Genomic DNA, 25,422 nt, shown 5'->3' on the forward strand with positions numbered 1-25,422 from the left:
GTCGCGCAGTACGCGTCATCTGGCAGACGCACGGGAGGTGGGAAAAGGTTGGGTCAGCCTGGTGGTGTTCCGGTCAGGTAGCGCTGGAGGGTCGGCGCGATCCAGGCGACCAGCTCGTCCGGCGTGGTGTCCACAATGGGTGACAGGCGGACGATGTATCGGGTGAAGGCGAGGCCGAGGATCTGGCTGGCCACCAGGCCGGCCCGCCGGGCGGTCAGCGCCGGGTCGCTGCCGAACGTGGCGACGGCGGCGGTGAGCTGGTCGGCGAAGATGCCGCGCATGCGTTCGGCGGCGCCGGGGTTGGTGCTGGCGGCCCGCAGCAGCGCCACCAGTGTCTCGTCGCCTTCCCAGCGGGCGAGGAAGTGCCGGACCAGCACCTCACCGAGGTGGGCGGGTGGCACCGAGGTCAGGTCGGGCAGGCGTAGGTCGAACTCGGCCGCCGCCGCGAAGAGCCCTTCCTTGCTGCCGTAGTAGCGCATCACCATCGACGGGTCGATCTGGGCGTCGGCGGCGATGGCCCGGATCGTGGCGCGTTCGTAGCCGTCCGCCGCGAACCGTTCCCGGGCCGCTCGCAGGATCGCCGCCCGGGTGGCGTCGGAGCGGCGGGAGCGCGTCGGGCTGGTCATGCCAACGACCGTATGCCAACACCTGTTGACACGCAATTGGGAGGGCCCTAGCGTTGCCAACACGCGTTTGCCAACGGCCGTTGGCCCAGTCGACCTGGAGGTGGCCATGCTGCCCACGAGCACCGACGTCCTGGTGGTGGGCGCCGGCCCCACCGGTCTCGCGACCGCGTTGACGCTGGCCCGGCGCGGGGTCGAGGTGACAGTGCTGGACCGGTTGACCGCACCGCCCACGACCTCCCGCGCGGCCGTCGTGCACGCGTACACACTTGAGGTGCTGGACCGGATCGACGCGGCAGAGCCGCTGATCGCCCAGGCGGTGCGGACGCCGCGCTTCACAGTGCGCGACCGGGACCGGGTGCTGCTGTCGGTGCCGTTCCACGAGTTGCCGTCCCGCTTCCCCTACGCGCTGCTGGTCTCCCAGGCGGTCACCGAGGCCGTGCTCACCGAGAAGCTGGCTGAACGTGGCGTCCAGGTGCGACGGCCGTGCCAGCTCACCGGGCTGAGCCGAGCCGGTGACGGCATGCTCGCGCAGGTCGACGGCGAGGCACTGCGGGCCCGGTTCGTGGTTGGTGCGGACGGCCTGCACAGCACTGTCCGACAGTTGGCTGGCATCGGCTTCACCGGCAGCAGCGACGAGGAGTCCTTCGTGCTCGCCGACGTGCGGGTGCGCAGCGTGCTGCCGCGCGACGAGGCGGCGCTCTTCCTTGCCCGCCCCGGGCCGCTGGTGTGGGCGCCACTGCCCGGCGGGGTGGTCCGGCTGGTCGCAGCCGTGGCCAGCGCCCCGGCCGAACCGGATGCGGCCTACCTCCAGGCGTTGCTCGACGAGCGCGGCCCGGCGCGACGACCCGACCGGGTGACCGAGGTGCTCTGGGGCTCCCGGTTCCGGGTGCACCACCGGATCGCCGACACCTTCCGAGCCGGGCCGGTGCTGCTGGCCGGCGACGCCGGGCACGTGCACAGCCCGGCCGGTGGGCAGGGCATGAACCTCGGCATCTGCGACGCTGTCGCGCTCGGCACCGCAGTGGCGGACGTGCTCGACGGTGGCCCGGAGACGCTGCTCGACGACTACACCGCCCGGCAGCGGCCGATGGCCGAGGACGTGTTGAGCTTCGCCGCCGGGCTGACCAGGATGGCCGGTGTCTCCCCGGCTCGTCGGCCCGCCCGCGACGTGCTGCTCCGGCTGCTCGGTGCCGTTCCACCGGCCCGCCGACGCATCGCGCTGCGCCTGTCCGGGCTGTCGCACCGGGAGCGGACGCCGGGCTAGCCCGCGCGGCTCAACACAGCGGGTGCGGCCGGCCGCAGCGTCCGCCACGCGGCGACGGTGACCAGAGCGAACGTCGCCGCCGCCGCGCCCGTCACCGGCGCCGTGCCGTACGCCGCGGCGGCCAACCCGGCGAGCGCCGCCCCGAGCGGCGCGCTGAGCAGACCGACCATCCGCTGGGCCGCGCCGACCCGACCCAGCAACTCGCTCGGCACGTTCCGCTGCCCGTACGACGCCCACAGGCTGTTCCACACCACTGTGCCGGCGGCGAAGACGGCAAGCGCGATCCCGCCGGACACCGGACGCCGAGCCAGCGCGAAACCGGTCAGCGCCACGGTCTCCACGGCCAGCACCGCACGCAGCGCCGGCACCGTGCCGAGCCCTGCGGCGAGCCGCCCCGCCCCGAGCGCCCCCGCCACGCCCCCGACGATGGCGGCGGCGGCGAACAGCCCGTAGCCGGCCGGCGGCACCCGCAGCACGTCCAGCGCGTAGAGCACCAGCACCGCCATGATTCCGCTGATCGCCAGGTTGCTCGCGGCGGTGAGCAGCGTGACCCGCCACAGGGTCCGGTGCGCCCGCAGCCAACGCAGCCCCTCGACGATCTCGCCCCACACCGAGCCACGCCGCCGTGTCGTCCCCGGGGTGCCGGCGGGAGGCGGACTGAGGGCCAGCACGAGCAGGGCGGCCGCCGCGAAGGTGACGGCGTCGAGGGCGAACGGGAGGGCCGGGGCGACGGCGAACAGGACACCGGCGGCGGGCGCTCCGAGGAAGCCACCGGCCACGGCGGACCCCGCCTGGAGCCGGCCGTTCGCCCGGGGCAGCGCGTCCGGCGGCACCAACGCGGGGAGCAACGCGAACGAGGCGGAGTCGAAGAGAGTGCCCAACGTGGCGAGCAGAAACGCCGCCACCAGCAGCACCAGGACGCTGACCCGGTTGAGCGCCACCACGACTGCCAGCGCCGCGACCACGCCAGCGCGTACCCCGTCGACGAGGGCCATCGTCCGACGGCGGTCCCAGCGGTCCGCGTACACGCCGCCGAGCAGGCCGAACAGCAGCGGCGGCAACTGCCCGGCCACTGTGACCGCCGCGATGACCCGCGGATCACGGGTCGCGGTCGCGGCCAGCAGGGCCAGCGCCGGGGTACGCAGCGCGTCCCCGAACCGGGACGAGACGGCCGCGGACCACAGGAGCCGGAAGTCCCGGCCCAGAGCGGAGGAAGTCATGCCGGCGACCGTGCCGGTTCGACCGGGTCGAGGGTCAAGCCGCCGGGCAGAAGGGGACCGCGCCTGTCGGTGATCATGGGTACGGTGAGCGCCGGCACCGGGACCGGGGAGACAACAGGCGTGGACCACACTTTCCAGGTCGACCTACGTGGCGTGGTTGACCTGCTCAGTCATCATCTCTACGGCAGCCCGCGGGTCTACGTCCGCGAGCTGCTCCAGAACGCGGTGGACGCGATCACCGCCCGACGCAGGACCGAGCCGGACGCGCCGGCGCTGGTACGCATCGAACCCCCGGACAGCACCGGCGACGGCACGCTACGGGTGCACGACACCGGCATCGGCCTGACCGAGGCGCAGGTGCACGAGCTGCTGGCCACCATCGGCCGCAGCTCGAAGCGCGACGAGCTGGGCTTCTCCCGGCACGAGTTCCTCGGCCAGTTCGGCATCGGTCTGCTCTCCTGCTTCCTGGTGGCCGACGAGATCCAGGTGCTCACCCGGCACGGCGACAACCCCACTGTTCGCTGGACCGGGTACGCCGACGGCCGCTACGCGGTGACGGTGGCCCCGCCGGAGGCGGCTCGCACCGAGCCGGGCACCACTGTCACGCTGGTGCCCCGCCGCGACGCGGACCAGTGGTTCACCACTGCGACAGTCACCGACCTGGCCCGGCTCTTCGGCGCGCTGCTGCCGGTCACCGTCCGCGTCGGCGACGTCGTCACCACCGCCGGGGAACCGCCCTGGCCGACCACGCCGGGTGCGCCACTGGACCGCGCGGCGCTGATCCGGTACGCCCGGGAGACACTCGGCGTGGACCCGTTCGACGTCCTGCCGCTGGCCGTGCCGGAGGCCGGGCTGACCGGTGTCGCCGTCATCCTCCCGACCCCGGTGAACCCGGCGGCCCGGGCCGGGCACCGCGTCTACCTCAAGCGGATGCTGCTCACCGAGAACGCCGACGGGCTGCTGCCGGAGTGGGCGTTCTTCGCGCACTGCGTGGTGGACGCGACCGAACTGCGCCCGACCGCCAGCCGGGAGGCCCTCTACGAGGACACCCTGCTGACGGCGACCCGGGAGGCGCTCGGCGACCAGGTGCGCGGCTGGCTGGTCCGATTGGCCCGGCACGACCCGCACCGGTTGGCCGAGTTCCTCCAGGTGCACCACCTCGGCGTGAAGGCCCTGGCGCTGCACGACGACGAGATGCTCCGGCTGGTCGACAGGTGGTGGCCGATGGACACCAACGTCGGCACGCTCACCCTCGCCGAGTTCCGGGAGCGCTACGGCGTGGTCCGCTACGCGGCCAGCCTGGACGAGTTCCGTCAACTGGCCGCTGTCGCCGCCGCGCAGGACCTGGCGGTGGTCAACGCCGGCTACACGTACGACACCGAGCTGATCGAGCGGCTGCCGGTGGTGGACCGCTCGGTGCTCATCGAGCGGCTGGAGCCGAGCGACCTCACCACCCGGTTCGACGCGCTCGACCCGCAGGTGGAGTTGGCGCTGCGACAGTTCCTCGCGGCGGCGCAGCGGGCCGTCGAGCGTTCCGGCTGCGAGGTGGTCATCCGGGCGTACGACCCGGTCTCGCTGCCCGCGCTCTACCTGGTCAGCCGGTCGGCGGCGTTCAACGACCAGCTCGCGGCCAGCCGGGACCGGGCCGACGAGCTGTGGGGTGGAGTGCTCGACGCGCTCGCCGCCACCGCCCCGCCGGACCGTCCGCAGTTGGTGCTCAACCACCGCAACCCGCTGGTACGACGGGTGACCATGTTGAGCGATCCGGAGCTGGTCGGTCTGGCCATCGAGGCGCTGTACGGGCAGGCGCTGCTGCTCGGCCACCATCCGATCCGCGCCGCCGACGCCGCGCTGCTGAACGATTCCTTCCTCGGCCTGCTCGGCCGGGCTGTTCCGGGACGGGAGTGAGCATGAGCGACGAGGATCTGTGGCGGGTGCTGCGTGGCATCTCCGACATGCCGTACGGGGCGGGGCAGATCGCGGCCCTGGAGCAGTTGCTGCGCCGGGTGGACGCCGCCGACGACAGGCACCTTGCGTTCGTGACCCGGATGCAGGCCACCACCGGCTACATCTACGGCGGTGAGCCGGCCAAGTCCTTCGTGACCTTCTCCTGGTGTCTGTCCGAGTTCGACAGTGACCCCCAGCCGTACCACCAGCGTCACCTGCACAACCTGCTCTGGCACTTCAAGTACATGATCAACGGGTTGCTGAACTTCCCGGAGGTGCCGCTCGACCGCACGTACGCCCTGCTGGACGACATGGAACGCCGTTACCGGGCCGGCGGGCACAGCCTGCAGGCAGTGCACAAGCACCGGTTCCGGGTCGCTGACCACGTGGGCGACGTCGAGGCCGCAGCGCACTGGTACCGGCTCTGGCAGACCACCCCGCGCGACGGCCTGTCCGACTGCGCCGGTTGTGACCCCACGAGCCAGGTGGGCTACCTCGCCGACACCGGGCGGGACGTGGAGGCGGTGGAGCTGGCCGAGCCGGTGCTCGCCGGTCGGCTCAACTGCAACGAGCAGCCGCAGTCGATCCTCACCGCGTTGCTCCTGCCGTACCTGCGGACCGGGCGGGCCGAGGAGGCGCGGGACGCGCACCGGGAGGCCTACCGCCGGCTGCGCGGCAACCTCGCCAACCTGTGGGACATCGCGGACCACGTCGAGTTCTGCACGCTGACCGGCAACGAGGCGCGGGCGGTCGAGCTGGTCGAGCGGCACCTGGACTGGCTGGACCGACCGCCGTCGCCGGCCGCCGCCATGCACTTCGCGGCGGCGGCCGCCGCCGCGCTGCGTCAGGCCGGCTCGTCTGCCGTTTACCGCCGGGCCGCCGAGGGCCGGCCGGCCGCCGCGGTGTCGGCGGCGTCGTTGGCGGACGAGCTGGCCGAGACCGCTGCCGGTCTGGCCGCCCGCTTCGACGCCCGTAACGGCACGGGCCACCAGTCGGAGTGGATCGCCAGGCGGCTGGCCGTGCAGGCGAGCGGGGAGCATGTGCCGCTGTCGGCGAGCGTCCGCCGTCGCCCGGCCCAACCGGTCGGGGACGAGCCGGCCGCCAGGCCGGGCACGCCGGCGTCGTCCACCGAGCGCGTGCGACCGCCCGCCAAGGGTGAACGACCCGCCGCGACAGTGCCCGCCGACGCCGGCCCGGACGAGCTGCTGGACCTCGCGGAGCAGAGCTGGGGCCGGCACGACCGGGGCACCTTCCGGGCGGCGCTTGTTGCCTTCGACGACCGGTTCGGCGCCGCCGAGCTGCCCGCCCGCACGTCCGCGCACCGGCTGGCGCTGCGGGCGTCGGAGCGTGGCGACGAGGACGACATCGAGGGTGCGATCAAGCTGAATCGGGCGGCGTTGGAGCTGTACCGGGAGGCGGACGAAGAGGTGGCGGCCCAGACGGTCGCCGGGCGGCTCGGCGTGCTGTTGACCCGGTCCGACGAGGAGACCGAGGAGGGTCTGCTGCTGGTCCGGGAGGCGGCCGAGGTCCTGGACCGGCTCGGCGACGTCCAGCAGCGGGCGGCCGGACACGACCGGGTGGCGTTGGCGCTGCTGCACCGCGAGCGTTGGGCGGACGCGCTCGCCGCGCTCGACCGGGTACCGGCCGATGCGGGCGGCGATCGGCACCTGGCGGCCCGGATCGCACTGCACCGGGGGCACCTGCTGGAGCAGACCGACCGCGTCGACGAGGCCCGCGCCGCCGTCGACGAGGCACGCCGGATCGGCCGGGAGTTGGGTGTCGGCGAGGTGGTCACGGGTGCCTGCCTGGCGTACGCGCGGCTGGTCGACGACCCGGCGGATGCCGTGGCCGCCTGCGACGAGGCGTTGGAGGCGGCACCGGCGGACGCGGAGCTGCCCGTCCGGGTCGCCCGCGCCCGGGCGTTGCTGGCGGCCGGCCGGGCCCCGGACGCGGTCGACGACTTCGTCGAGGCGGTGACGTTGTGCGTGGAGCGGGGCGCCGAGGGGGACGCGTTCCTGCGGTGGGAGCTGGCGAACGCGTACCGGATGGTGGGCCGGCTCGCCGAGGCCGCCGAGGTCGCCGAGGAGGCAGTGCTCGGTCTGGATCGGCTGGGCGCCCAGGCGGAGGCGGACCGCTGCCGGCACCTGCTGGCCGGCGTCTACGCCGGACTTGGCGAGATCGATCCCGCGTTGGCGCTGTTGGAGCAGTTGGCCAGCAATCTGGACGGACCGGACAACCTTCCGCACCGGGCGCAGGTGCTGGAGGAGGCCGGCGGGATCCTCTACGACGCGGACCGGGACGCGGCGGCGGGCGAGCGGTTCGCCGCCGCGGCCGAGGCGTACCGGCTCGGCGACCTGCCGCTGGATGAGCTGCGTGCTCGCCGGCGGGAGACGTACGCCTGGTTCTGGGCCGACGACCGGGACGCGGCGTTGCGCGCCGTCGAGGTGGTGGACGGGTTGGCGGCGAAGCTGGCCGAGCAGGCCGATCCGCCGGTGCTGTACGAGCTGGCGATGGCCGCCGAGGCCGGAGCGCGGGTGCTCACCGGGGAGGAGCGACTGGACGAGGCGCTGGGTCGGCTCACCGGGGTGCCGGACCGGTTGCGGTCGATCGAGGCGTTCGGCGAGGCCGCCCAGGTGGAGACCCTGATCGGTGAGTTGCTGCTGCGCCTGGATCGGCCGGTCGAGGCGGAGCCGCTGCTGCGCCGCGTACTCGGCGGGTTGCCGGCCGCCTCGCGGCAGGTCCGCCAGACGGCCTGGCTGCTGGCCCGGGTGCTCGATCTGCTCGATCGACCCGGGGAAGCCGCCGCGTTGCGCGCGGAGCACGACCTGGACGAGGACGACTGACCTCGCCGGCCGCCCCTGGCCAGTTCAGGGGCGGCCCGGCCCGGGGCGGACGGAAGTAACCGGCAACCATCGCGGGCTCCTCGCGGTCTAGGCTTGCCCGGTGACGGTGGAGCAGCAGGCACGGGGTGCGGCGGGTGCGGGCCGGCGCAGGTCCCGCAAGGACGAGATCCTGGAGATCGCGGTAGGTCTGTTCGCGGCGCGCGGCTATCACGGCGTGTCGATGGACGACATCGGCGCCGCCGCCGGGGTCACCGGTCCGGCGCTCTACCACCACTTCGCCGGCAAGGAAGCCATGCTGGCCGCCGCGTTGATTCCGGTCAGTGAGGGGTTGCTGGCCGGTGGGCGGGAACGCGCCGTCGGGCGTTCGGACGACCCGCGCGGCGTGCTGGAGTCGCTGATCGACTTCCACGTCGAGTTCGCGCTGGCCAATCCGGCGGTGATCGCGTTGCACCTGCACGAGCTGGACCGCCTGCCCGAGGAGCCACGGCGCCGGATCCGTCGCCTGCAGCGGCTCTACGTCGAGGAGTGGGTGACGGTGCTCACCGCGCTGCACCCGGGGATGCCCGACGGTGAGGCGCGGGTTCTCGCGCACGCCGCGTTCGGCCTGATGAACTCGACGCCGTTCCTCGGTGGTGAGGTGGACCGGCGACGCCGCGCCGAGCTGCTGCGCGGCGCGACCCTGGCTGCGCTGCTCGCCTGAGCCGACTCGTCAGAACCGTGCCGGTCATGATTCCCTGACATCGTCCCACCATCCGGACGCCGGGAGGAAACATGATCGAGTCACTGCTGGTCGCCAATCGGGGCGAGATCGCCCGCCGGATCATCCGGACCGCCAAGCGGCTCGGCATCCGCGTGATCGCTGTGCACTCGGAGGCCGACGCCGACCTGCCATTCGTCGCGGAGGCGGACGAGGCGGTCCTCATCGGCCCACCGAACCCGGCGCTGAGCTACCGCAACACCGAGGCGATCCTCGCCGCCGCGAAGGCGACGGGTGCGCAGGCCATTCACCCCGGGTACGGCTTCCTGTCGGAGAACGCCGAGTTCGCCAGGACCGTCGAGGCGAGTGGCCTGATCTGGGTCGGACCCGACGCGGACGCGATCACCGCGATGGGCGACAAGATCAACGCCCGGAACCTGATGGCGGCGGCCGGTGTGCCGGTCGCACCGGGCACCACCGACCCGGCCGCCGACCTGGACGCTGCGGTGACGGCCGCCGCCGAGATCGGCTACCCGGTGATGGTCAAGGCCGCCGCCGGCGGTGGCGGCATGGGCATGGGCGTGGCGGTCGACGAGGCCGCGCTGCGCACCGAGTACGACAAGGTGCGCGCGTTCGCCGAGCGGATGTTCGGCGACGGTTCGGTGTTGATCGAGCGGTACTTTCCCCGGGTGCGACACGTCGAGGTGCAGATCCTCGGCCTGGCCGACGGCCGGGTGGTGGCGCTCGGCGAGCGGGAGTGCTCGGTGCAGCGGCGCAACCAGAAGCTGGTCGAGGAGTCCCCGTCGCCGGCGGTCTCGCCGGAGCTGCGGTCCCGGCTCCTGGCGGCGGCGGTGCGGGCCGGCGAGGCGGTCGGCTACCGCAACGCGGGCACTGTCGAGTGCCTGATGGTCCCGCGTGAGCGGGACGCTGCTGGCACTGCTCCCGGCTCCGAAGACTTCTTCTTCCTGGAGATGAACACGCGGTTGCAGGTGGAGCACCCGGTGACCGAGTACGTCTACGGCATCGACCTGGTCGAGGAGCAGTTGCGGGTGGCCTCCGGGTTGGCGCCGACGTTCGACCCGGACGCGTTGACCCCGAGTGGGCACGCCATCGAGATGCGGATCAACGCGGAGGACCCGAAGCGCTTCCTGCCGGGTCCGGGTGTGATCAGGACGTGGGTCGAGCCGACCGGTGAGGGTGTCCGGGTGGACTCCGGCTACACCGGTGGCAACACTGTCACCCCGTTCTACGACAGCCTGTTGGCCAAGCTGATCGTCAGCGGCGCGACCCGCGACGAGGCGCTCGACCGCGCGAAGGCGGCCGTCGCGGCGTTCCAGATCGAGGGCCCGAAGAACAACGTTCCCTTCTTCGCCGAGCTGCTCACCAACGACGAGTTCCTCTCCGGCGCCTACGACACCGGCATCGTCTCCCGCATGCGCTGACCGCCCCGGTGCCCACCCCCGGTGATCAAGAGGTTTGCGTCAGGATCTGCGCCGCGAATGACGCAAACCTCTTGATCAACAGCGGGGTGGCATGCTGGGAGGACCCCCAAGCACTGCTTTCGTCACAGTGAGGTGACCCCTTATGGCGGACCTGCCGAGTTTCGTCTCGATCCGTGAGGTTGGGCCGCGGGACGGGCTGCAGAACGAGGACCCGATCCCGACCGACGCCAAGGTGCGGCTGCTCGACGGCCTCTCCGGCACCGGCGTACGCCGCATCGAAGCGGTGTCGTTCGTGCACCCCAAGGCGATTCCGCAGATGGCCGACGCCGACGAGGTGTGGCAGCGGGCGATGAAGGCCGACGGGGTGCGGTACTCCGCGCTGGTGCCGAACACCCGGGGCGCCCAGCGGGCCCTCGCCGCCGGGTTCACCGAGATCGAGGTGGTGGTCTCGGCCAGCGACACCCACAACCGGCGCAACGTCAACCGGTCCACGGACGAGTCGCTGGACGACATCGCCGAGCTGATCGACCTGCTGCACGGCGCGTCGGCGCGGGTCGAGGTGATCGTGGCGACCAGCTTCGGCTGCCCGTACGAGGGGGACGTCGACCCGCAACGGGTGGCCGGGATCGTGGACCGGGTGGTCCGCGACGGCGCGGACCGGGTCGCGTTCGGCGACACCACAGGCATGGGCACCCCACGTCGGGTCCGCGAGCTGCTGAGCGCGGTACGCGACAGGAACGCACACGTGCCGGTGCTGCTGCACTTCCACAACACCCGGGGTACGGCGCTGGCCAACCTGCTGACAGCGCTGGAGCTGGGGGTGACCGAGTTCGACGCCAGCGTCGGTGGCCTCGGTGGCTGCCCGTACGCGCCGGGGGCGAGCGGCAACCTGGCCACCGAGGAGGCAGTGCACATGCTGCACGACATGGGCATCGACACCGGCATCGACCTGCCGGCGCTCATCGAGGTGGCGGAGTTGGCCGAGGAGTTGCTGGGCAAGAGGCTGCCGTCGGGTGTGCTGCGAGCCGGTCCGCGTACCCGGCTGACGCCGATGCCGAGCTGAGGACGATGCCGAGCTGAGGACGCGACGAAGGGGCCGGCGCACGCGCGCCGGCCCCTTCCACGTGCCAGGGCGGTCAGCTCACGGAGGTGAGCACGCTCGGCCAGCTGTCGCGGAAGATGTCCGCGCTGCGGTCGGTGGCGCTGAACGTGCCGGCGAAGAGGTTGCTCACCCGGCTCGCCTCGGCGGTGCTCGGGTAGGCGTTGGTGCAGCTGGTGCCGGCGCTGCCGCCGGACATCAGCAGCGCGCAGTTTCCGTTGTAGTTGTCCGGCAGGCCGAGGATGTGCCCGATCTCGTGGGTCATGATCCGCAGCACGCTGTACTGGGCGGCCTGCTGGGTGTCGATGTAGACCCGGCCGTTGCCGAGGCTGGTCCGCTGGGCGTACGAGCCGCCGCCGGTGATCCGGTAGATGCGCAGGTTGGAGCCGCAGTTGGCGGAGAGCGTCAGGTTGACTGTGGCGTTGTTCCAGATCGAGGCGGCCTGGTTGGCGACGCTGGCGTAGCTTCCCGCCTGGCTGGTGTTGTAGCAGATGGTCATGGCGGCGGACGCGGGCGACGGGTTGGCGACCGTGATGCCGAGGGTGGCGAGTGTCGTCGCGAGCAACGCGACGGCGAGCCGGTTGAGTCGTGAGGTCATCGCTGACTCCGATCTGAGAGGGGTGCCAGGAGCCTAGCCATAGACATCTGTAAATATCAATGTCTACTTTGCCAACTCCTGGTCACCGCCCACCCCGATCAGTGCCTGACGCAGAGCCGCTACTGCGACCACCAGGTCGGCTGACGGGACCAGCGGTGCCGGCGCAGCGTCGCCAACACCTCCGGCTCCAGGGGTTTCCCGTCGCTCACCGCGATGTTGCTCTCGACGTGCGCGATCCGTCGCATCCCGGGAATTGTGGTGCAGACCCTGGGGTCCGCCAGGATGAAGCGCAGCGCCGCCTCCGGCATCGGCATCCCGGGCGGCAGGTCCTCGCTCAGCGCCTGGGCCCGGGCGACGCTCTCGGCCAGGTTCTCCGGCACGAAGTACGAGTTGCGCCAGTCTCCCTCCGGCCACGTCGACTCCACCGTCAACGTGCCGGTCAGGGTGCCCTCGTCGAACGGAACCCGGGCGATGACCGCGACGTCATGCGCCGTGGCCGCCGGGAACAACTCGTCCTCGGGATCCTGGTCGAAGATGTTGTAGATGACCTGGACGGCATCGATCAGCCCGGTCTCGATCGCCCGTACGCCGTTCCATGCCTCCCACCGGTTGACCGAGATGCCGATCCCGCCGATCAGGCCGGCGTCCCGCAGCCGGGTGAGCGTGTCCCGCCAGCGCGGGTCGTCCGTCCAGGAATCCTCCCAGACGTGCAGTTGCAGCAGGTCGATCGACTCCAGCCCGAGATTGTCCAGGCTCTTGTGCACGTACTCCTCGATGTGTTCCGGGGGGAAGACGTCATCGAGGGTGGAGTCCCGGGTCGATGGCCACCGCATGTCCTTCGGCGGCACCTTCGTGGCCACGTACAGCCGGGTGCCGGGGTTGGCCCGCACCAGGTCGCCGAGCACCTGCTCGCTGTGCCCGCGCCCGTACACCCAGGCCGTGTCGAAGAAGTTGCAGCCGAGGTCTACGGCGCGCTGGAGGGCTGCGAACTTCTCGTCGTCCTCGACGCCGGTCCAGCCGTGGAGGCCGCCGCCGACCCCCCACATGCCGTACGAGATCTCACTGACCTGCCAGCCCAGCCGACCGAACCTGCGATAGTGCATGGTCACCTTCCTGCTGCGAGGGGATGGTGGGGACGGGTCCGCCCCAGGTCCGCACCGCCTGCCGGTAGTCCGAGCCGTCGATCGCGAAGGCGCGCGCCAACTCGTCGGGGATGCCCACCGGAGGCCGGACCAGGCCTGCCGTCCACCTCGGCTCGGCACCCCGGGCGCGCTTGGCGCCGTAGGTGCCCGAACCGAGGTGCACCAGGGGCAGCCCGCGCTCAGCCGCCAGACCGCGCGGGCGGTACATGGTCAGGTTGAAGTACGAGTACGCCGCCGCCAACTGGTCGAAGCCGGCCGCGCGGACGTACACCCCGTCAGGCCACAGGTAGTTGAGGCTGAACCCGACCACGTCGTCGCCGGCGAACTCCAGGAGCACCAGGCTGTACGCGTCCAGCGCCGGCACCTGGGACGCGAAGTAGCTGTGCATGTCGGCGTCGGTGTCCGGGCCGCCGTACTTGCGCTGGGTCGCGCCGAGCAGTGGCGCGATCACGTCCACGCATTCGGAGAGCCGGACCGTCTCCACCCGGTCCACTGCGTCGTCGTACCGTCGGCGTTCGCGTCGCCACTCCCGCCGGTCCGCCGCCTCGGCGGCCCGGTCGGAGACCTCGCCGCCTGGCGCGGGCAACACCGCCTCGGCTGACAGCATCGCCGCCACCGGACCGCGGCCGGCCGGGCCGACCGCCCGATGCCAGGCCGCCTGGTACGCGGCCAGGTGCTCCGCAGGGGTGTAGAGCAACGCGACACTGGCTGCCCCGAGCCGCCCGGCGAGTGCCTCCACCTCGGCGAAGAGCGCGGTCAGCACGGCGTCCCGCCGGTCGCCGGTCAACTCCTTGGAGATCGCGACAGCGCCGTGGTAGCCGGCCCGCGAACCCACCAGCAACGCGGGCAGGAACGCCGCGTGCTCCTCGGCCGACAGCGGCCGGTCCAGATTTTCCTCAGCGATGTGACCCGGGCCGTACGCCAGGTTCATCGACGGCACGCTCGCGCCGGCCCAGAGATAGGTGGCCACCGCCGCCACCGTGGCACCCGTGGCATCCCGGGCCACCAGATAGGTGGTGACGAACGACGGGTCGGTCTCGGCCCAGGCCATCCACGGGTAACCGAGGTAGAACCCCTCACCCTCGGCGAGGCCGTTCCACACCTGCTCGCCGATCTCGCGGACCGACCGCAGGGCCGTGACCGACACGTCGTCCTTCATCAGCCGTCCTGGTCGCTACCGTCGTCGAGTAGTTCCAGCGCCACCAGGTCGTCGTACGTCTCCCGCCGACGGATCAACGAGACCTGGTCGCCGTGCACCAGCACCTCGGCGGGGCGCAACTGGCTGTTGTAGTTGCTGGTCATCGTCATGCCGTAGGCGCCAGCCGTGAAGATCGCGAAGTGGTCGCCGGCCTTCAGCGCCGGCAACGACCGACCCCGGGCCAGGTAGTCGCTCGACTCGCAGATCGGGCCCACCACGTCGTACGTCGTCAGACCCTCGACGCCGGACACGTCGCGTGAACTGGGGATCGCCTCCGCGGGTGGCTGCACAGGCCACATGAAGTGGTAGCTGTCATACATCGCCGCGCGGGCGATGTGCGTCATGCCGGCGTCGATCACCGCGAGTTGTTGGTCACCGGCCTGCTTGAGATAGCGGACCGTGCTGAGCAGAATTCCGGCATTGGCGGCGATGGTGCGGCCCGGCTCGAATATGACCTGACCGCCCTGCCTGGTGAACCCGGTGAGCCGGTGCACGATCACTTCGGCGAAATCGTCCCAGCTCGGCGCGGTGCGGTCGATGTACTCGGCCGGAAAACCGCCACCCAGGTTGAGCGTCGTGATCCGGTGCCCGGCCGCCTCCATCCGGGCGACGAGGGCGAGCAGCCGGTCCAGGGCGATGGCATAGACCTGCGGGTCGAAGATCGGGCTGCCCAGGTGGATGTGGAAGCCCTCGACCCGCAGCGCCTCGTCGGCGGCGGCACGCGCGAACAGCGCGCCGGCCCGATCGATGTCGACACCGAACTTGCCGCCCCGGGTGCCGGTGGTCGTCCGGGCCGGGGTGCGCTGGTCAGGCGCGACATCGGGGTTGACCCGGATCGCCAGCCGAGGACGTGCGCCCTCCTCGCGGGCGATCCGCGACAGCAACTCGACCTCGGCCTCGGACTCGACGTTGATGCAGCGGATGTTGCGGCGGACCGCCTCCCGAAGCTCGGTCTCGGACTTGCCCACCCCGGCCAGCACCGTCCGCTCGGGGTCGATCCCCGCCACCATCGCCCGGTGCAGTTCGCCTCCGCTGACCGCGTCGATGCCGGCGCCCTCCCGGCCCAGCAGCCTGAGCAGGTGTACGTTACCCAGCGCTTTCGCTGAGAAGCAGACCAATGGGCTGACCGCGTCGAAGGCCTTGGCGAATCGGCGGTAGTGATCAATCAGGGTGCTCGCGGAGTAGACGTATGTTGGTGTGCCGTACCGCTCGGCAACCGAGGTCAGCGACACCCCTTCACACCAGAGGGAACCGTCGCGATAGGTGAACTCATCCATCAAATCCTCATTCGGGAGATCAGCGCTCAGGATATAGCCCACCCAACGAAGATCTACCCCTTATCTGTACTCGTACAGATCCTTCTGTTCGAGAGCACGAATCCGCTGGTAGTCCTCCTCCAGCCGGCTCGGATCATCCGCGATCAGGTAGAGATGGCCGGGCGAGGTGAACAGGTCGATGGTCCGGTGCACCGGGGTGCCGGGCAGCAGATCCAACGCCGACCCGCAGAAGACCGAGGGGATCTCGGCAAGTCGCTGGGCCGCGCCCTCGGCGACCGCGCCGTCGTAGGGCGCCACCAGGCAGACCACCATCAGGGCCCGCTGCCGCTGGTAGCCGGCGCCGATCCGCCGGGCGAAACGAGCCGGGTCGGTGTACCGCTCGACGGTCAGCGACAACTGGCTCACCCCGGTGGCCCGCTCGGGCCCGGCCGGGGTGACGCCACCCTCAAGCCGCGCCCCGGACTCGATCAGGACCGGCCCCCGGTCGTCGACAAGCAGCTCGGTGTGCGCCGGGCCGGTACGCACGCCCAGCGCGTCCAGCACCCCCTCGACGAACGGGCGGAGCACGCCTTCGATGGCACCGGTCCCGTCCAGCAGGACCTGCCTGTCGTACACCGGGCGGCCGTCGATGAAGAAGCGGTCGTCGCGCCAGATCTCGTGGATGTGGTGGCGGCCGTCGAGGCTCACGCTGTTGACGAAGTACTGCTGGCCGACGAGCTGCTCCTGCACCAGCAACGAGTCGTTCGGCTGGCCCATGGCGTTGGTCGCGCCGAGCAGCTTCGCCGTCGCCGCCCGCGCCTGGGCCTCGTCCGCGCAGAAGTACACCCCTTCCGAGCCGGCGCTGGCGGCCGGCTTGACCACCACCGGCAACACCCGGCTGGTAGCGAGCCAGTCGTCCAACTCCTCGACGCTGCCCACCCGCGCGCCGAGCGGCACCCGCAGACCCGCACGGGCGACCGCGTTCATCATCGCGGGCTTCTCCCGCCGGGGACGGTCCGCCGAGCGGACGTTGCCGGGCAGCCCCAGCAGCTCCGCGAGGTCGTCGGCGACGTTGACGCCCCACTCGCTGCCCGCGATCACCTCGACCGGCCGCATCGGTGCGAGCAGTTCGGCGGCGGCGCCGAGGGCCTGCGGGGATTCGCCGCGCACTGTCAACACGGCAAGGAAGTCGTCGCGGCGAAGACCGGCGGCGTACCGCTCGTTGATGGTTCCGGTGAGGACCGCGACACAGCGCCGACCCTGCCGGTTGAGGGCGGGTGCCAGCAGCGCGCCGGTCGAGAACGGGTCGACGATCACGACGACCCCGTCCGCGGCCACCCCGACGCCCGGTGGAGCCACGACGGTCTCCGTGACGAAGGAGGCCCGGTACGGGCGCAGATCGAGGCCGTGCGCCGGGCTGAGTACGTCGAGCCGCATCGGCAGCGGATCCGCCCAGGTGCCCGGTCGATCCGGTGGCTGGGCGTAGCAGAGGCTCAGCGCCGGCTCGCTGAGCCGTTCCGTGTTGAGGACTAGCTCCGCCTCGTCGCAGCCGTCGTCGTCGGGGTCGAGGTGGTGCAGCGGCACCGGCACGAACCCGAGTCGGCTCTTGAAGGTGAACAGCCCGGCCTGGGCGATGTGGCCGTACAGGGTGGGGTCGGTGCCGAGTGAGATCCAGGCGAACTCACGCCGGCGGGCCTCCTCGAACGCGGCCAGATAGAGCGCTCGACTGATCATCGCCTGGCGGACCTGCGGCCGCGCGGCGGAGAAGGCGATCCGCATGGCCGGGTCGGACGCGGCGACGCGGCAGACGACACCGGCGATCAACTCGTTCCCGGCGCGCGCCGCGACGAGGAAGAAGTCGGCGAGCCCGGTCTCTGTGGCGTCGACCCAGTGCGCCGTTGGCAGGCCGTGCGGCATGGCGGCGATCTGCGCGTCGTACACGGCCAGGAACTCGGTGAACAGCTCCGGGGTGAGCCGGGCGTGCACCTCGATGGCGAGCCCTTGCGTGTCGACGTACCGCCGCACGTCCCTGAAGTTGCGGCGCTCCGCCTTGGAGAGCCCGGCGAGGAAGTCCTCAGTGCTGGGCGGGGTGGGTTGCCCCCAGGTCACCCACCGTGGCTTGATCCGGAAGCCGGCGGCCTGAAGACCCGCCCAGTGCTCCCGGGGTGGGTCGGTCACGACGACCACGTCCGCGTCGTCCGCCCACCGTCTGTCCAGTGCCTCCTGCGCCGTCACCATGCATCTGCGCAGGCCGTAGTAATCTTCCGCGCCGTTTCCGGACACGTGTCCCCCCGCTTTTTCCGATCCCCACCCCGGGCGTTCTTCGACCGCGCTGTCCCGTCACGCTCCGCTGTCGGCTGTGGCCAATGAATCGACGTTGCTCAGCGTAGCCCGCATCGACAAGACGGCCGCGAACGCGATCAGGGCGGCCGTCGGGGACAGCAGCCGCGCCTCGGTGGGGCCGAGCCAGCCCAGGACGGCGCCGGCCGCCAGCGTCCCGGCCGCGCTGCCCACCGCCATCATCGTGGCCGCCAGGGCGAACGACTCGTTGATCACCGTTTTGGGCACCAGGCTGCCGAGCAGGCCGAACTCCTCCGAGCTGAGCGCCGCCAGGGGTAGACCCGCGAGGAACAGGCACACCGCGAGCACCGGGACCGACGTGGCGAAGACCAGCGGGACCATGCACGCGAACGCCACCGCCAGCAGTACGAGGTAGCGGTTGACCGGCAGTCGGGTGTGGTGTCGCGCGCCGTAGACCAGCCCGCCGAGGACGCTGGCCGCCGGGGGCAGGGACAGCAGCGCGACGCCGGTCGCCGCGGCGTTCCCGTGCGCCGACACTGTCGCTGGCACTGTGACCTCGAGTACGGCGAACGCTGCGGCCGCCCCGCCGGCGGCCACCAGGATCGCCACCACGCCGGGAACGCGCCACGGCCTCCGCCCGCCCCGGGGATGGCTCTTTCCACCGTCGGTCGCGCCCGGCTCGGCGTCGTCGGCCTCCCTGCGCATCGTCGCCACGGCGGGTGCGGTGCCGTACAGGAGGGAGCCGACAACGAGCATTCCGCCGGCCAGCAGCGTCGTGGCGAGTGCGCTGAAGACGCCTGTCAACAGGCCGGTCACTGCGGGGCCGATCACGAAGAAGACCTCGATCAGCACCGCCTCCAACGCGTTGGCGGTGTTCAGTGCCGGCCCGGGCGGCAGGATCAACGCCCAGGCCGCGCGGACGGTCGAGCCCACCGGTGCCATGGTGAGCGCGACGGGCGCGACCGAGCCCACCAGCAACCAGGCCGGGCCGCTGCTCGCGACGACGAAGACGGCCAGTGCCACAGCATGCAGCGCTGCCAGTGTCAGCAGCACCACCCGCAGACCGCGTCTGTCGATCAGCCGGCCGTGCAGCGGCCAGGCGACGGCCAACGCCGCCGAGAAGACGCCGAGGGCCGTCGCGCCGGCCGTGTAGGAGCCGGTTTTGGCGCTGATGTGCAGGAATATCGCGAGCGGTTCGATGGCCACCGGTAGCCGGGCGAGCATCGCGGGCAACATCACCCGGGGAACGCCGGGCGTACGCCAGAGTGCGGCGTAACGCCCGACGGCCTCACCCAGCGACATCAGTCACCAGTTCAGACAACGGGGACGGACTCCTTCTGCGTGCGCGGCCGGTAGATGCCGTCGTACTGGTCGATCAGCGAGCCGTTCAACGCCTCGGTGAGCCGCAGGCGTTGCTCGAACAGCTGGTAGTAGGAGAGGTGGTTCGACGGCATCGGCGAGAGGTAGACGCTGATCACTTCCGGCGTCTTCTCGATGTCGAACGATAGTCGATCCGCCTTCTTCCGGAAGTCCGCGGTGCCGGGGAGCAGGGTCCGGTTGAAGACATTGAAGTAGTTTGTTGCCTCGGTGCTCGCCTCGTTGAGCCGGGCCTTCAGCTGCAGGCACCGGTCGAGGTACATGTCGATCATCGCCTGGTCGTCGTCGTCATGCCCGATCAGCATGTTGAAGGTCAGATAGCGGACGCCGAGATCCAGCATCGAGGTGACGATCTGCAACTGCTCCTGGAAGGGCCGCAGCTTGTTGAACTTCTTGGTGGGCTCGTCACCGAGGTATTCGAGCGGGATCTGCACCCGGTAGCAGCCGATCCAGCGGTCCCCGCTGGTGTCGTTCCAGAACAGGGTCTCCATCAACTCCCGGTCGACCTCACCCAGGTCGAGGAACTTGCCGAACTCCAGTCCGTTGGCGAACTCCCAGGAGAAGCCCATCTCACGGGCCATCCGGAAGATCTCCAGAGTGTCCTCCCGGCCGCTGTCGTGCAGCAGCGTCCCCCGACCCGATCGCTGGATCCGGGAGAGCGTGTTGTCCTCCTGGAACAGGATGTTCGAGATCCCCATCGACTTCAGGTACTCGAAGTGCCGCCGCACCACCTCCGGCTTCATGTAGCGGTAGTGCCCGCGCATCGGGGTCGCGCAGAACGAGCAGGTCCGGTAGCAGCCGCGCGAGGTCTCGAAACAGGTGAACGGGGCCCGCACCGTCATCGGCGGCTGGCCCTCGCCGGTGTCGTCGTACACCGACAGGTCGTCGATCAGATCGAGCGCCATCGGCGGCAGCTCGGCCAGGTTGAGCTGCGCGCCACCCATGATGACGAGCCCGTCGCCGACCCGCCGCGTCATCACCATCCCCTCGATGGGCTGGCCGGTCGCCCGGGCCTGGATCAGCTTGGCGAAGGTGAGCTCACCCTCAAGCTGGATGACCACATCGAAGCCGTTGGCCAGATACCAGTCCGGTCGGGCGGTGACGTCCATCCCCCCGCCGACGATCAGCGCGTTCGGATTCACCTGCTTGAGGAACGTGGCGAACTCGGTCACCACCCGGGCGGAGTTGGTGAAGTTGTTGGAGATCCCGATGATGTCGGCGGCACGCGCCTCGTCCGCGTACGCCTCGAACGGGCCGCCGTAGCGGTGGCAGTCGATGGTGCGCGGCCCGTACTGGAACGAGGCGTAGTGCTCAGGTTCGCCATCGTCGACCTGGGTGTCGACGATCTTGAACTCCGCGTCGACCCCCCATTCGCGCAGGTAGGCGCGCGCGCCGGCCGCCAACGTGACGAGTGCGCTCTTGGGGTTGCGGACCCGCACCGGACTGATGGTGGTGTCCTCGTCGCGGAACGACTGCCCGGGGTACGGGGCGTACAACAGGGTGACACGCATGGCCCTAACCTCCTGGTCAGCCCGCGTAGATGCCGTCGTAGAGACGGTGCATCTCGCGATCGTTGAGCATGGTCGTCATCTCGAGACGCTTCTGGTAGATGTCCCAGTAGGTGAAGTGATCGGTGTTGATCGCCGACAGGAAGATCCCGATGACCTCCGGGTTCTCGTCGATGTCGAACTGGAGCAGGGAGTGCAGGGTGGTCCAGTCCCGGGCACCCGGCAGCAACGACAGGTTGAACACGTTGAAGTACGGCTTGTACTTCCCCCGCCCGACGGCGGTCAGCTCCTCCTTCAACCGCAGGCAGTAGTCGGTGAACATGTCGATGCCCTCGCGGTCGTGCTCGGGATAGCCGATGAACAGGTCGTACGTCTGGTGGCCGACGCCGTGGTCGGTGAGCATCGTCGCCAGGACGTCCACCTGCTCGTCGAAGCCGAGCAGCTTGGGGAACCGGCGCTTCTTGACGTTCATGTTGTCCAGCGGGATCTGCACCCGGTAGCAACCGACCCACCGACCGTCGACCATCTTGCTGCCGAGCAGCGCGTCGGCGAGTTCGTGGTCGAACCTGCCGTTCTGCATGAACTTGCCGAACTCGATGCCGTTGGCGAACTCCCAGGCGAAGCCGTAGTCCCGGAACATGTGGAACATCGCGAGCACGTCCTCGCGCCCGGAGTCGTACAGGTAGCGGCCGGTGCCGTTCTGTTGGATCCGGGACAGCGGGTTGTCCTCCTGCCACACGATCGTCCTGATGCCGTACTCCTGGAACGTCTTGAGGTGCTTCTCCATCGTCGGCAGGCTCATGTAGCGGTACCCGCCGCGGGACGGGGCCGTGCAGAACGAGCACCGCCACGCGCAGCCGCGGGACGTCTCCCAGCAGATGAAGCTGCCCTGCACGCCCTCCGGCGGCGGCCCTTCCGCCGTGTCCGTGTAGACCGACAGGTCGGGGATCAGATCCAGGGCCATCGGCTCGATCGAATCCATCGGGATGGTCTCGCCGGTGTCCACCTTGGTGGGGATCAGCCGGCCCCGCACCGAGATGTTCGGCACGGTGCCCAGGTCCTGCTTGCGGTTGAGCGCGTCGATGATCCGGGCGAAGGTCAGCTCGCCCTCGCCGCGCACCACCACGTCCGCGCCACGGGACAGGTAGTACTGCGGGCGGGCGGTGCAGTCGACACCGCCCACGACGACGATGGCCTTCGGGTTGACCCGCTTGATGTGCTGCGCGAGGTCACTGACGATGTGCGCGCTGTTGGTGAAGTTGCAGGTGATCCCGTGCACCTCGGCCGAGCGGATCTTCTCGTCCGCCTCCTCGAACGGGGTGCCGTACCGGAAACAGTCCATGATCCGGGGGCCGTACGGCAGGGACTTGTACTTCACCCGCTGCCCACCGAGCTGAAGGTCGATGATCTCGATGTCGCAGGAGTAGCCAAAGTGCGGCGCGTACGCCCGCAGCCCGGCGGCGATTGTGGTCAGCGCGCTCTTCGGGTTGAGTGGCCGCTCGGTGTTGATCGGCTCGCTCTCCCCCTGGAAGATCTGCGAGGGGAACGGGGCGTAGTAGAGGTTCACCTTCATGGCGTCTCCTGGGCCGGTCGGTCGCGGTTCACTGGGCTGTCGCGGTGGACAGGTGCGGACGGTTCACTGACAGGAAGGTCCTCGCGAGGCGGTCGACCATCGTGTCGACCAGCACGTCCCGACCCGTGCCCCAGTTGAGGCCGAGGTCCCGAGCCAGCCGGGCGGCGTGGACCGTGTCGGTGCCGACCAGGGCGTCGTGGCACACCCCGGTCAGTGCGTCGGTCGCCGCGGCGCTGCGGGGCCGAAGAACAGCGAGACAGCGGGCTGTCTCGTCATCGCCGACAAGGTCGGCGGCCCGGTCGAGGAACCGGTCGTACGGGACCTCCGGCAGCGCGCCCGACTCGGCGCGGAGCCGGGACAGCAGGTCGGTCACCGGCACCGACGTCGGCGCCACCACGTTCAGCACGGTGCCCGGCGGCACCGGCTGGTGCGGGTCGGTCAGCGCGGCGACCACCCGGGCGACCAGGTCGACCGGTGTCCAGTCCACGTGCAGGCGGGTCGGTGGCCGTACGCCGAGCCGGAGGCAGAGCCGCAGGATCATGGTGACCGAGGACCGGGGGTTGGCGTGGCCGGTCCGAGAGTGGGCGGCGACCTCGCCGAGCCGGACGACGGCGGCGGGGACACCCTGCTCGGTGGCCGCCCGTAGCAGTTGTTCGCCGACCCACTTGGACTGGCTGTAACCGTCGGGTGGCAACGCCGACCAGGGCGGCAGGAACGACTCGGCGAGCGGTGTGCCGGGGGCGTGGCGCACAGTGGTCGTCGACAGCGAGATGATCCGCTTGCGGACGTGGGTGCCGGCGAGGTGGATGAGGGTACGCAGGCCGTGCACGTTTGTGGCCCGTAGGTCGACGTAGTCGCGGAGAGTGTCGACCCGGCCGCCGGCGTCGACGATGGTGCCGACCTGTCGACAGAGCCGCCGCCAGTCGGCGGCCACCAGCCCGAGGTGGGGTTTGTCCAGGTCACCGGCGAGGGCCGACCATCCGATCAGCTCCGCTGGCCCGTAGCCGGCGGCCGACAGCGCTGACCTGACCCGGTGTCGGGCAGCCTCGTCGTCGGTGGCGCGGACCAGGCAGACGATCGTTCGACCACCCTGCGCGGTGAGGGCGGCCAGCACGTGCGAACCGATGAAGCCGGTCGCACCGACCAGCAGGATCGCCCCCGGGTCGTCGGGCCGCCGGACCCGCACCCGGCCCAGTTCACCGAGGCGCAGATCGTCGGCCAGTTCGTGCGGCGTGACAACGGGCGGAGGCAGCGGGCTGCCCCGGCGGACCAGTTCGGCCTGTGCCGCGATGGTGGGGGAACGGATCAGGTCGCGGACGTCCAACCGGATCGCGAATGCCCGTTCGAACTCCACGGCGAGCCGGGCCGCGCCGAGTGACGTACCACCGAGGCAGTAGAAGTCGTCGTCGTTGGCGCTGAAGCCCAGAACCCGCGTCCAGATCTCGGCGATCCGCGCCTCGACGCTGCCCACCGGGTAGGCGGCGTCGGTGTCGGCGGCCTTCGGTGCGGCGCCCGCCAGTCGGCGGCGCAGCCGCTCCTGGTCGACCTTGCCGTTGGAGAGCAGCGGCAGGGTGGCGAGGCGGACGAACCTGGCGGGCACCAACGCGGCGGGCAGCGCGGTCCGGGCGTGCTCGCGCAGCGCCTCCTCGGTGACGGCCCGCTCGGCCGAGTAGAAGCAGACCATTGTCGCCGCCGCGCCGGCCTCGTCGACGACCACCTTCACCTGGTGTACGCCGGGCAGCGTGGTGAGCGCGTGCTCGATCTCGCCCAGGTCGACCCGTATCCCGGCGATCTGGACCTGGGCGTCCCGGCGGCCGCTGAACATCAGCAGGCCGTCCTCGCGCACCCAGCCGAAGTCCCCGGTGCGGTAGAGCAGGTCGCCGACGACCTCGTCGAACGGGTTCGGGACGAATACCTGTCGGGTCCGCTCCGCGTCGCAGTGGTACCCCGCGCCCAGGCAGACGCCGGCGAGGTGGATCTCGCCGATCTCGCCCCGGGGGGTCGGCTGACCGTGCTCGTCGAGGAGCAGCACCGAGGTGTTGGGCAGGGGCAGACCGAGGGGGATGACCTGGCTGTCGTCGTCGTGCACGGCGTGGAAGACCGAGCCGATCGACGCCTCGGTCGGACCGTAGGTGTTTGTCACCCGGATGTCGGCGAACATCCGTCGGAAGGCCTGGACGGTGTGCGGTTTCGCGGCTTCGCCACCGATGAAGACCTGGCGCATCGACGCCAGCAGGTGCCAGTCCTGTGGCCGGTGTTCGAGGCGTTCGACGAGCAGGTCGAAGATGCTGGGGACGAAGTCCGTCATCGTGACGCCGTGCCGGTGGATCTGGGCCAGCGTCGCGTCGAAGTCGAGGATGCCGGTGCGGTCCGGGATGACCACGGTGCCACCGCGGGTCAGCGGCCACAGCAGCTGCCAGATCGACGAGTCGAAGGTGTGCGCGGAGTTCTGGAGCACCACCGCACCATCGGCGGCGAACCGTTCGGTCATGGACAGGAAGCGGTTGACCAGCCCGTGGTGCAGGTTGACAGCGCACTTGGGCAGACCGGTGGAACCACTTGTGAAGAAGGCGTAGATGGGGTCTTCCGGCCGGGGTCGGTCGGTGGCGGGCGCGGGGCTGCGGGCTGCGGTCGGCTCCGTCCGCACGTCGATCACCGGCAGGGCGGGTGCGCCGTTCGGTGGTGACCCGACGGTGGCGACCGGGTTGAGGCCGTCGAGCATCCGGACCTGGCGCAGCGCCGGCCAGGCCCGGTCGAACGGCACGAACGCGGCGCCGGACCGCATGGTGCCGAGCATGGCGACGAGGAGCCCGACCCGGTCGTCGAGCAGGAGCGCGACGAAGTCACCCCGCCGGGCGCCAACGGCGAGCAGATCGGTGGTGACCGCGTCGGCCAGCCGATCCACGTCCCGATAGGTGAGCGTGCCGGTGGGATGGACGACCGCTGTGGCGTCGGGATGCCGGCGGATCGTCTCGTCGATGAGGTCGACGACTGTCTGGTGGATCGGACGTGGCCGGACCGGCCCGTTGAGGAGAGCGCCGACCTGGGCGGGACTGGGCCGCAGGCGCTCTGTTCTGGTGACGGTCAAGGTTTTTCTGAGGACACCACGGAGGCACCTCTCCCGAGCAGTTCACAATATGCCGTAGCGGCGACACCGTAGGCACGATTGATAGTCCCCGTTGACTGCATCGCATCGTAACTATGAGCTTTTGAAATTGTCTATGCATCGATACTGGTGATTTACCACCGAAGAACAGGGCGAAGCGTCAAAATCGGTCAGCGTCGAACCGGCCGCCGGTGGCAGGTCCCCGGGGGCGGGCGTGAACGTCCG

The 25,422-nt window shown here is 70.7% G+C and carries 17 protein-coding genes; 6 read left to right on the forward strand and 11 right to left on the reverse strand.

Annotated elements, in window-relative coordinates:
* Positions 1-53: 53 nt before the first annotated feature.
* Positions 54-626: a TetR family transcriptional regulator gene (locus AB0K35_RS10255; RefSeq protein WP_238669672.1), complete on the reverse strand. Its 573-nt coding sequence runs from the start codon at positions 624-626 to the stop codon at positions 54-56.
* A 106-nt stretch (positions 627-732) separates the two neighbouring features.
* Between AB0K35_RS10255 and AB0K35_RS10260 the strand changes: the two genes are divergently transcribed.
* A complete protein-coding gene (locus tag AB0K35_RS10260; RefSeq protein WP_363884808.1) occupies positions 733-1,890 on the forward strand; it encodes an FAD-dependent oxidoreductase in 1,158 nt (385 codons plus the stop codon).
* Here the strand turns inward: AB0K35_RS10260 and AB0K35_RS10265 are convergent.
* A complete protein-coding gene (locus AB0K35_RS10265) occupies positions 1,887-3,110 on the reverse strand; it encodes an MFS transporter (protein ID WP_363884810.1) in 1,224 nt (407 codons plus the stop codon). The two genes, AB0K35_RS10260 and AB0K35_RS10265, sit on opposite strands and share 4 nt — an antisense overlap.
* A 120-nt stretch (positions 3,111-3,230) precedes the next feature.
* Here AB0K35_RS10265 and AB0K35_RS10270 point away from each other — a divergent pair, with 120 nt between their 5' ends.
* From AB0K35_RS10270 to AB0K35_RS10290, 5 genes are all read left to right on the forward strand, one after another.
* Positions 3,231-5,018 carry an HSP90 family protein gene (locus AB0K35_RS10270; RefSeq protein ID WP_363884812.1) on the forward strand — a complete coding sequence of 596 codons (1,788 nt, stop codon included), beginning with the start codon at positions 3,231-3,233 and terminating at the stop codon, positions 5,016-5,018.
* Positions 5,019-5,020: 2 nt separating this feature from the next.
* Complete coding sequence (locus AB0K35_RS10275; RefSeq protein ID WP_363884814.1) at positions 5,021-7,900, forward strand: hypothetical protein; 2,880 nt, start codon at positions 5,021-5,023, stop codon at positions 7,898-7,900.
* Between the two features lie 100 nt (positions 7,901-8,000).
* Positions 8,001-8,600, forward strand: coding sequence for a TetR/AcrR family transcriptional regulator (locus tag AB0K35_RS10280; protein ID WP_238669677.1), 600 nt, complete (start codon positions 8,001-8,003; stop codon positions 8,598-8,600).
* A gap of 71 nt (positions 8,601-8,671) precedes the next feature.
* Positions 8,672-10,039, forward strand: coding sequence for a biotin carboxylase N-terminal domain-containing protein (locus AB0K35_RS10285; RefSeq protein WP_238669678.1), 1,368 nt, complete (start codon positions 8,672-8,674; stop codon positions 10,037-10,039).
* A 142-nt stretch (positions 10,040-10,181) separates the two neighbouring features.
* Positions 10,182-11,102, forward strand: a complete 921-nt coding sequence (locus AB0K35_RS10290; RefSeq protein ID WP_363884816.1) for a hydroxymethylglutaryl-CoA lyase — start codon at positions 10,182-10,184, stop codon at positions 11,100-11,102.
* Positions 11,103-11,175: 73 nt separating this feature from the next.
* On the opposite strand, the gene AB0K35_RS10295 is transcribed toward AB0K35_RS10290, so the two are convergent.
* The 9 genes from AB0K35_RS10295 to AB0K35_RS10335 form a co-directional block, all read right to left on the reverse strand.
* A complete protein-coding gene (locus AB0K35_RS10295) occupies positions 11,176-11,736 on the reverse strand; it encodes a snapalysin family zinc-dependent metalloprotease (RefSeq protein WP_238669680.1) in 561 nt (186 codons plus the stop codon).
* Between the two features lie 119 nt (positions 11,737-11,855).
* Positions 11,856-12,839, reverse strand: coding sequence for an aldo/keto reductase (locus AB0K35_RS10300; protein ID WP_238669681.1), 984 nt, complete (start codon positions 12,837-12,839; stop codon positions 11,856-11,858).
* Positions 12,796-14,037 carry a GNAT family N-acetyltransferase gene (locus AB0K35_RS10305; RefSeq protein ID WP_363884819.1) on the reverse strand — a complete coding sequence of 414 codons (1,242 nt, stop codon included), beginning with the start codon at positions 14,035-14,037 and terminating at the stop codon, positions 12,796-12,798. The genes AB0K35_RS10300 and AB0K35_RS10305 overlap by 44 nt, the downstream gene beginning before the upstream one ends.
* Positions 14,037-15,353: a diaminopimelate decarboxylase gene (lysA, locus tag AB0K35_RS10310; RefSeq protein WP_238669683.1), complete on the reverse strand. Its 1,317-nt coding sequence runs from the start codon at positions 15,351-15,353 to the stop codon at positions 14,037-14,039. Before lysA ends, AB0K35_RS10305 begins: the two co-directional genes overlap by 1 nt.
* Before the next feature lie 60 nt (positions 15,354-15,413).
* On the reverse strand, positions 15,414-17,615 hold the full coding sequence (locus AB0K35_RS10315) for an ATP-grasp domain-containing protein (protein ID WP_238669684.1): 2,202 nt from the start codon (positions 17,613-17,615) through the stop codon (positions 15,414-15,416).
* A gap of 57 nt (positions 17,616-17,672) precedes the next feature.
* Complete coding sequence (locus tag AB0K35_RS10320) at positions 17,673-18,935, reverse strand: MFS transporter (RefSeq protein ID WP_363884821.1); 1,263 nt, start codon at positions 18,933-18,935, stop codon at positions 17,673-17,675.
* Between the two features lie 11 nt (positions 18,936-18,946).
* Entirely contained in the window at positions 18,947-20,521 is a 1,575-nt protein-coding gene (locus AB0K35_RS10325; protein WP_238669686.1) for a cobalamin-dependent protein, read from the reverse strand.
* 16 nt (positions 20,522-20,537) lie between these two features.
* Positions 20,538-22,091, reverse strand: coding sequence for a cobalamin-dependent protein (locus tag AB0K35_RS10330; RefSeq protein WP_238669687.1), 1,554 nt, complete (start codon positions 22,089-22,091; stop codon positions 20,538-20,540).
* 28 nt (positions 22,092-22,119) lie between these two features.
* Entirely contained in the window at positions 22,120-25,179 is a 3,060-nt protein-coding gene (locus tag AB0K35_RS10335) for an amino acid adenylation domain-containing protein (protein WP_363884824.1), read from the reverse strand.
* Between the last annotated feature and the right edge of the window lie 243 nt (positions 25,180-25,422).

The sequence above is a fragment of the Micromonospora sp. NPDC053740 genome (assembly GCF_040677775.1).
GTDB classification, from domain to species: domain Bacteria; phylum Actinomycetota; class Actinomycetes; order Mycobacteriales; family Micromonosporaceae; genus Micromonospora; species Micromonospora alfalfae.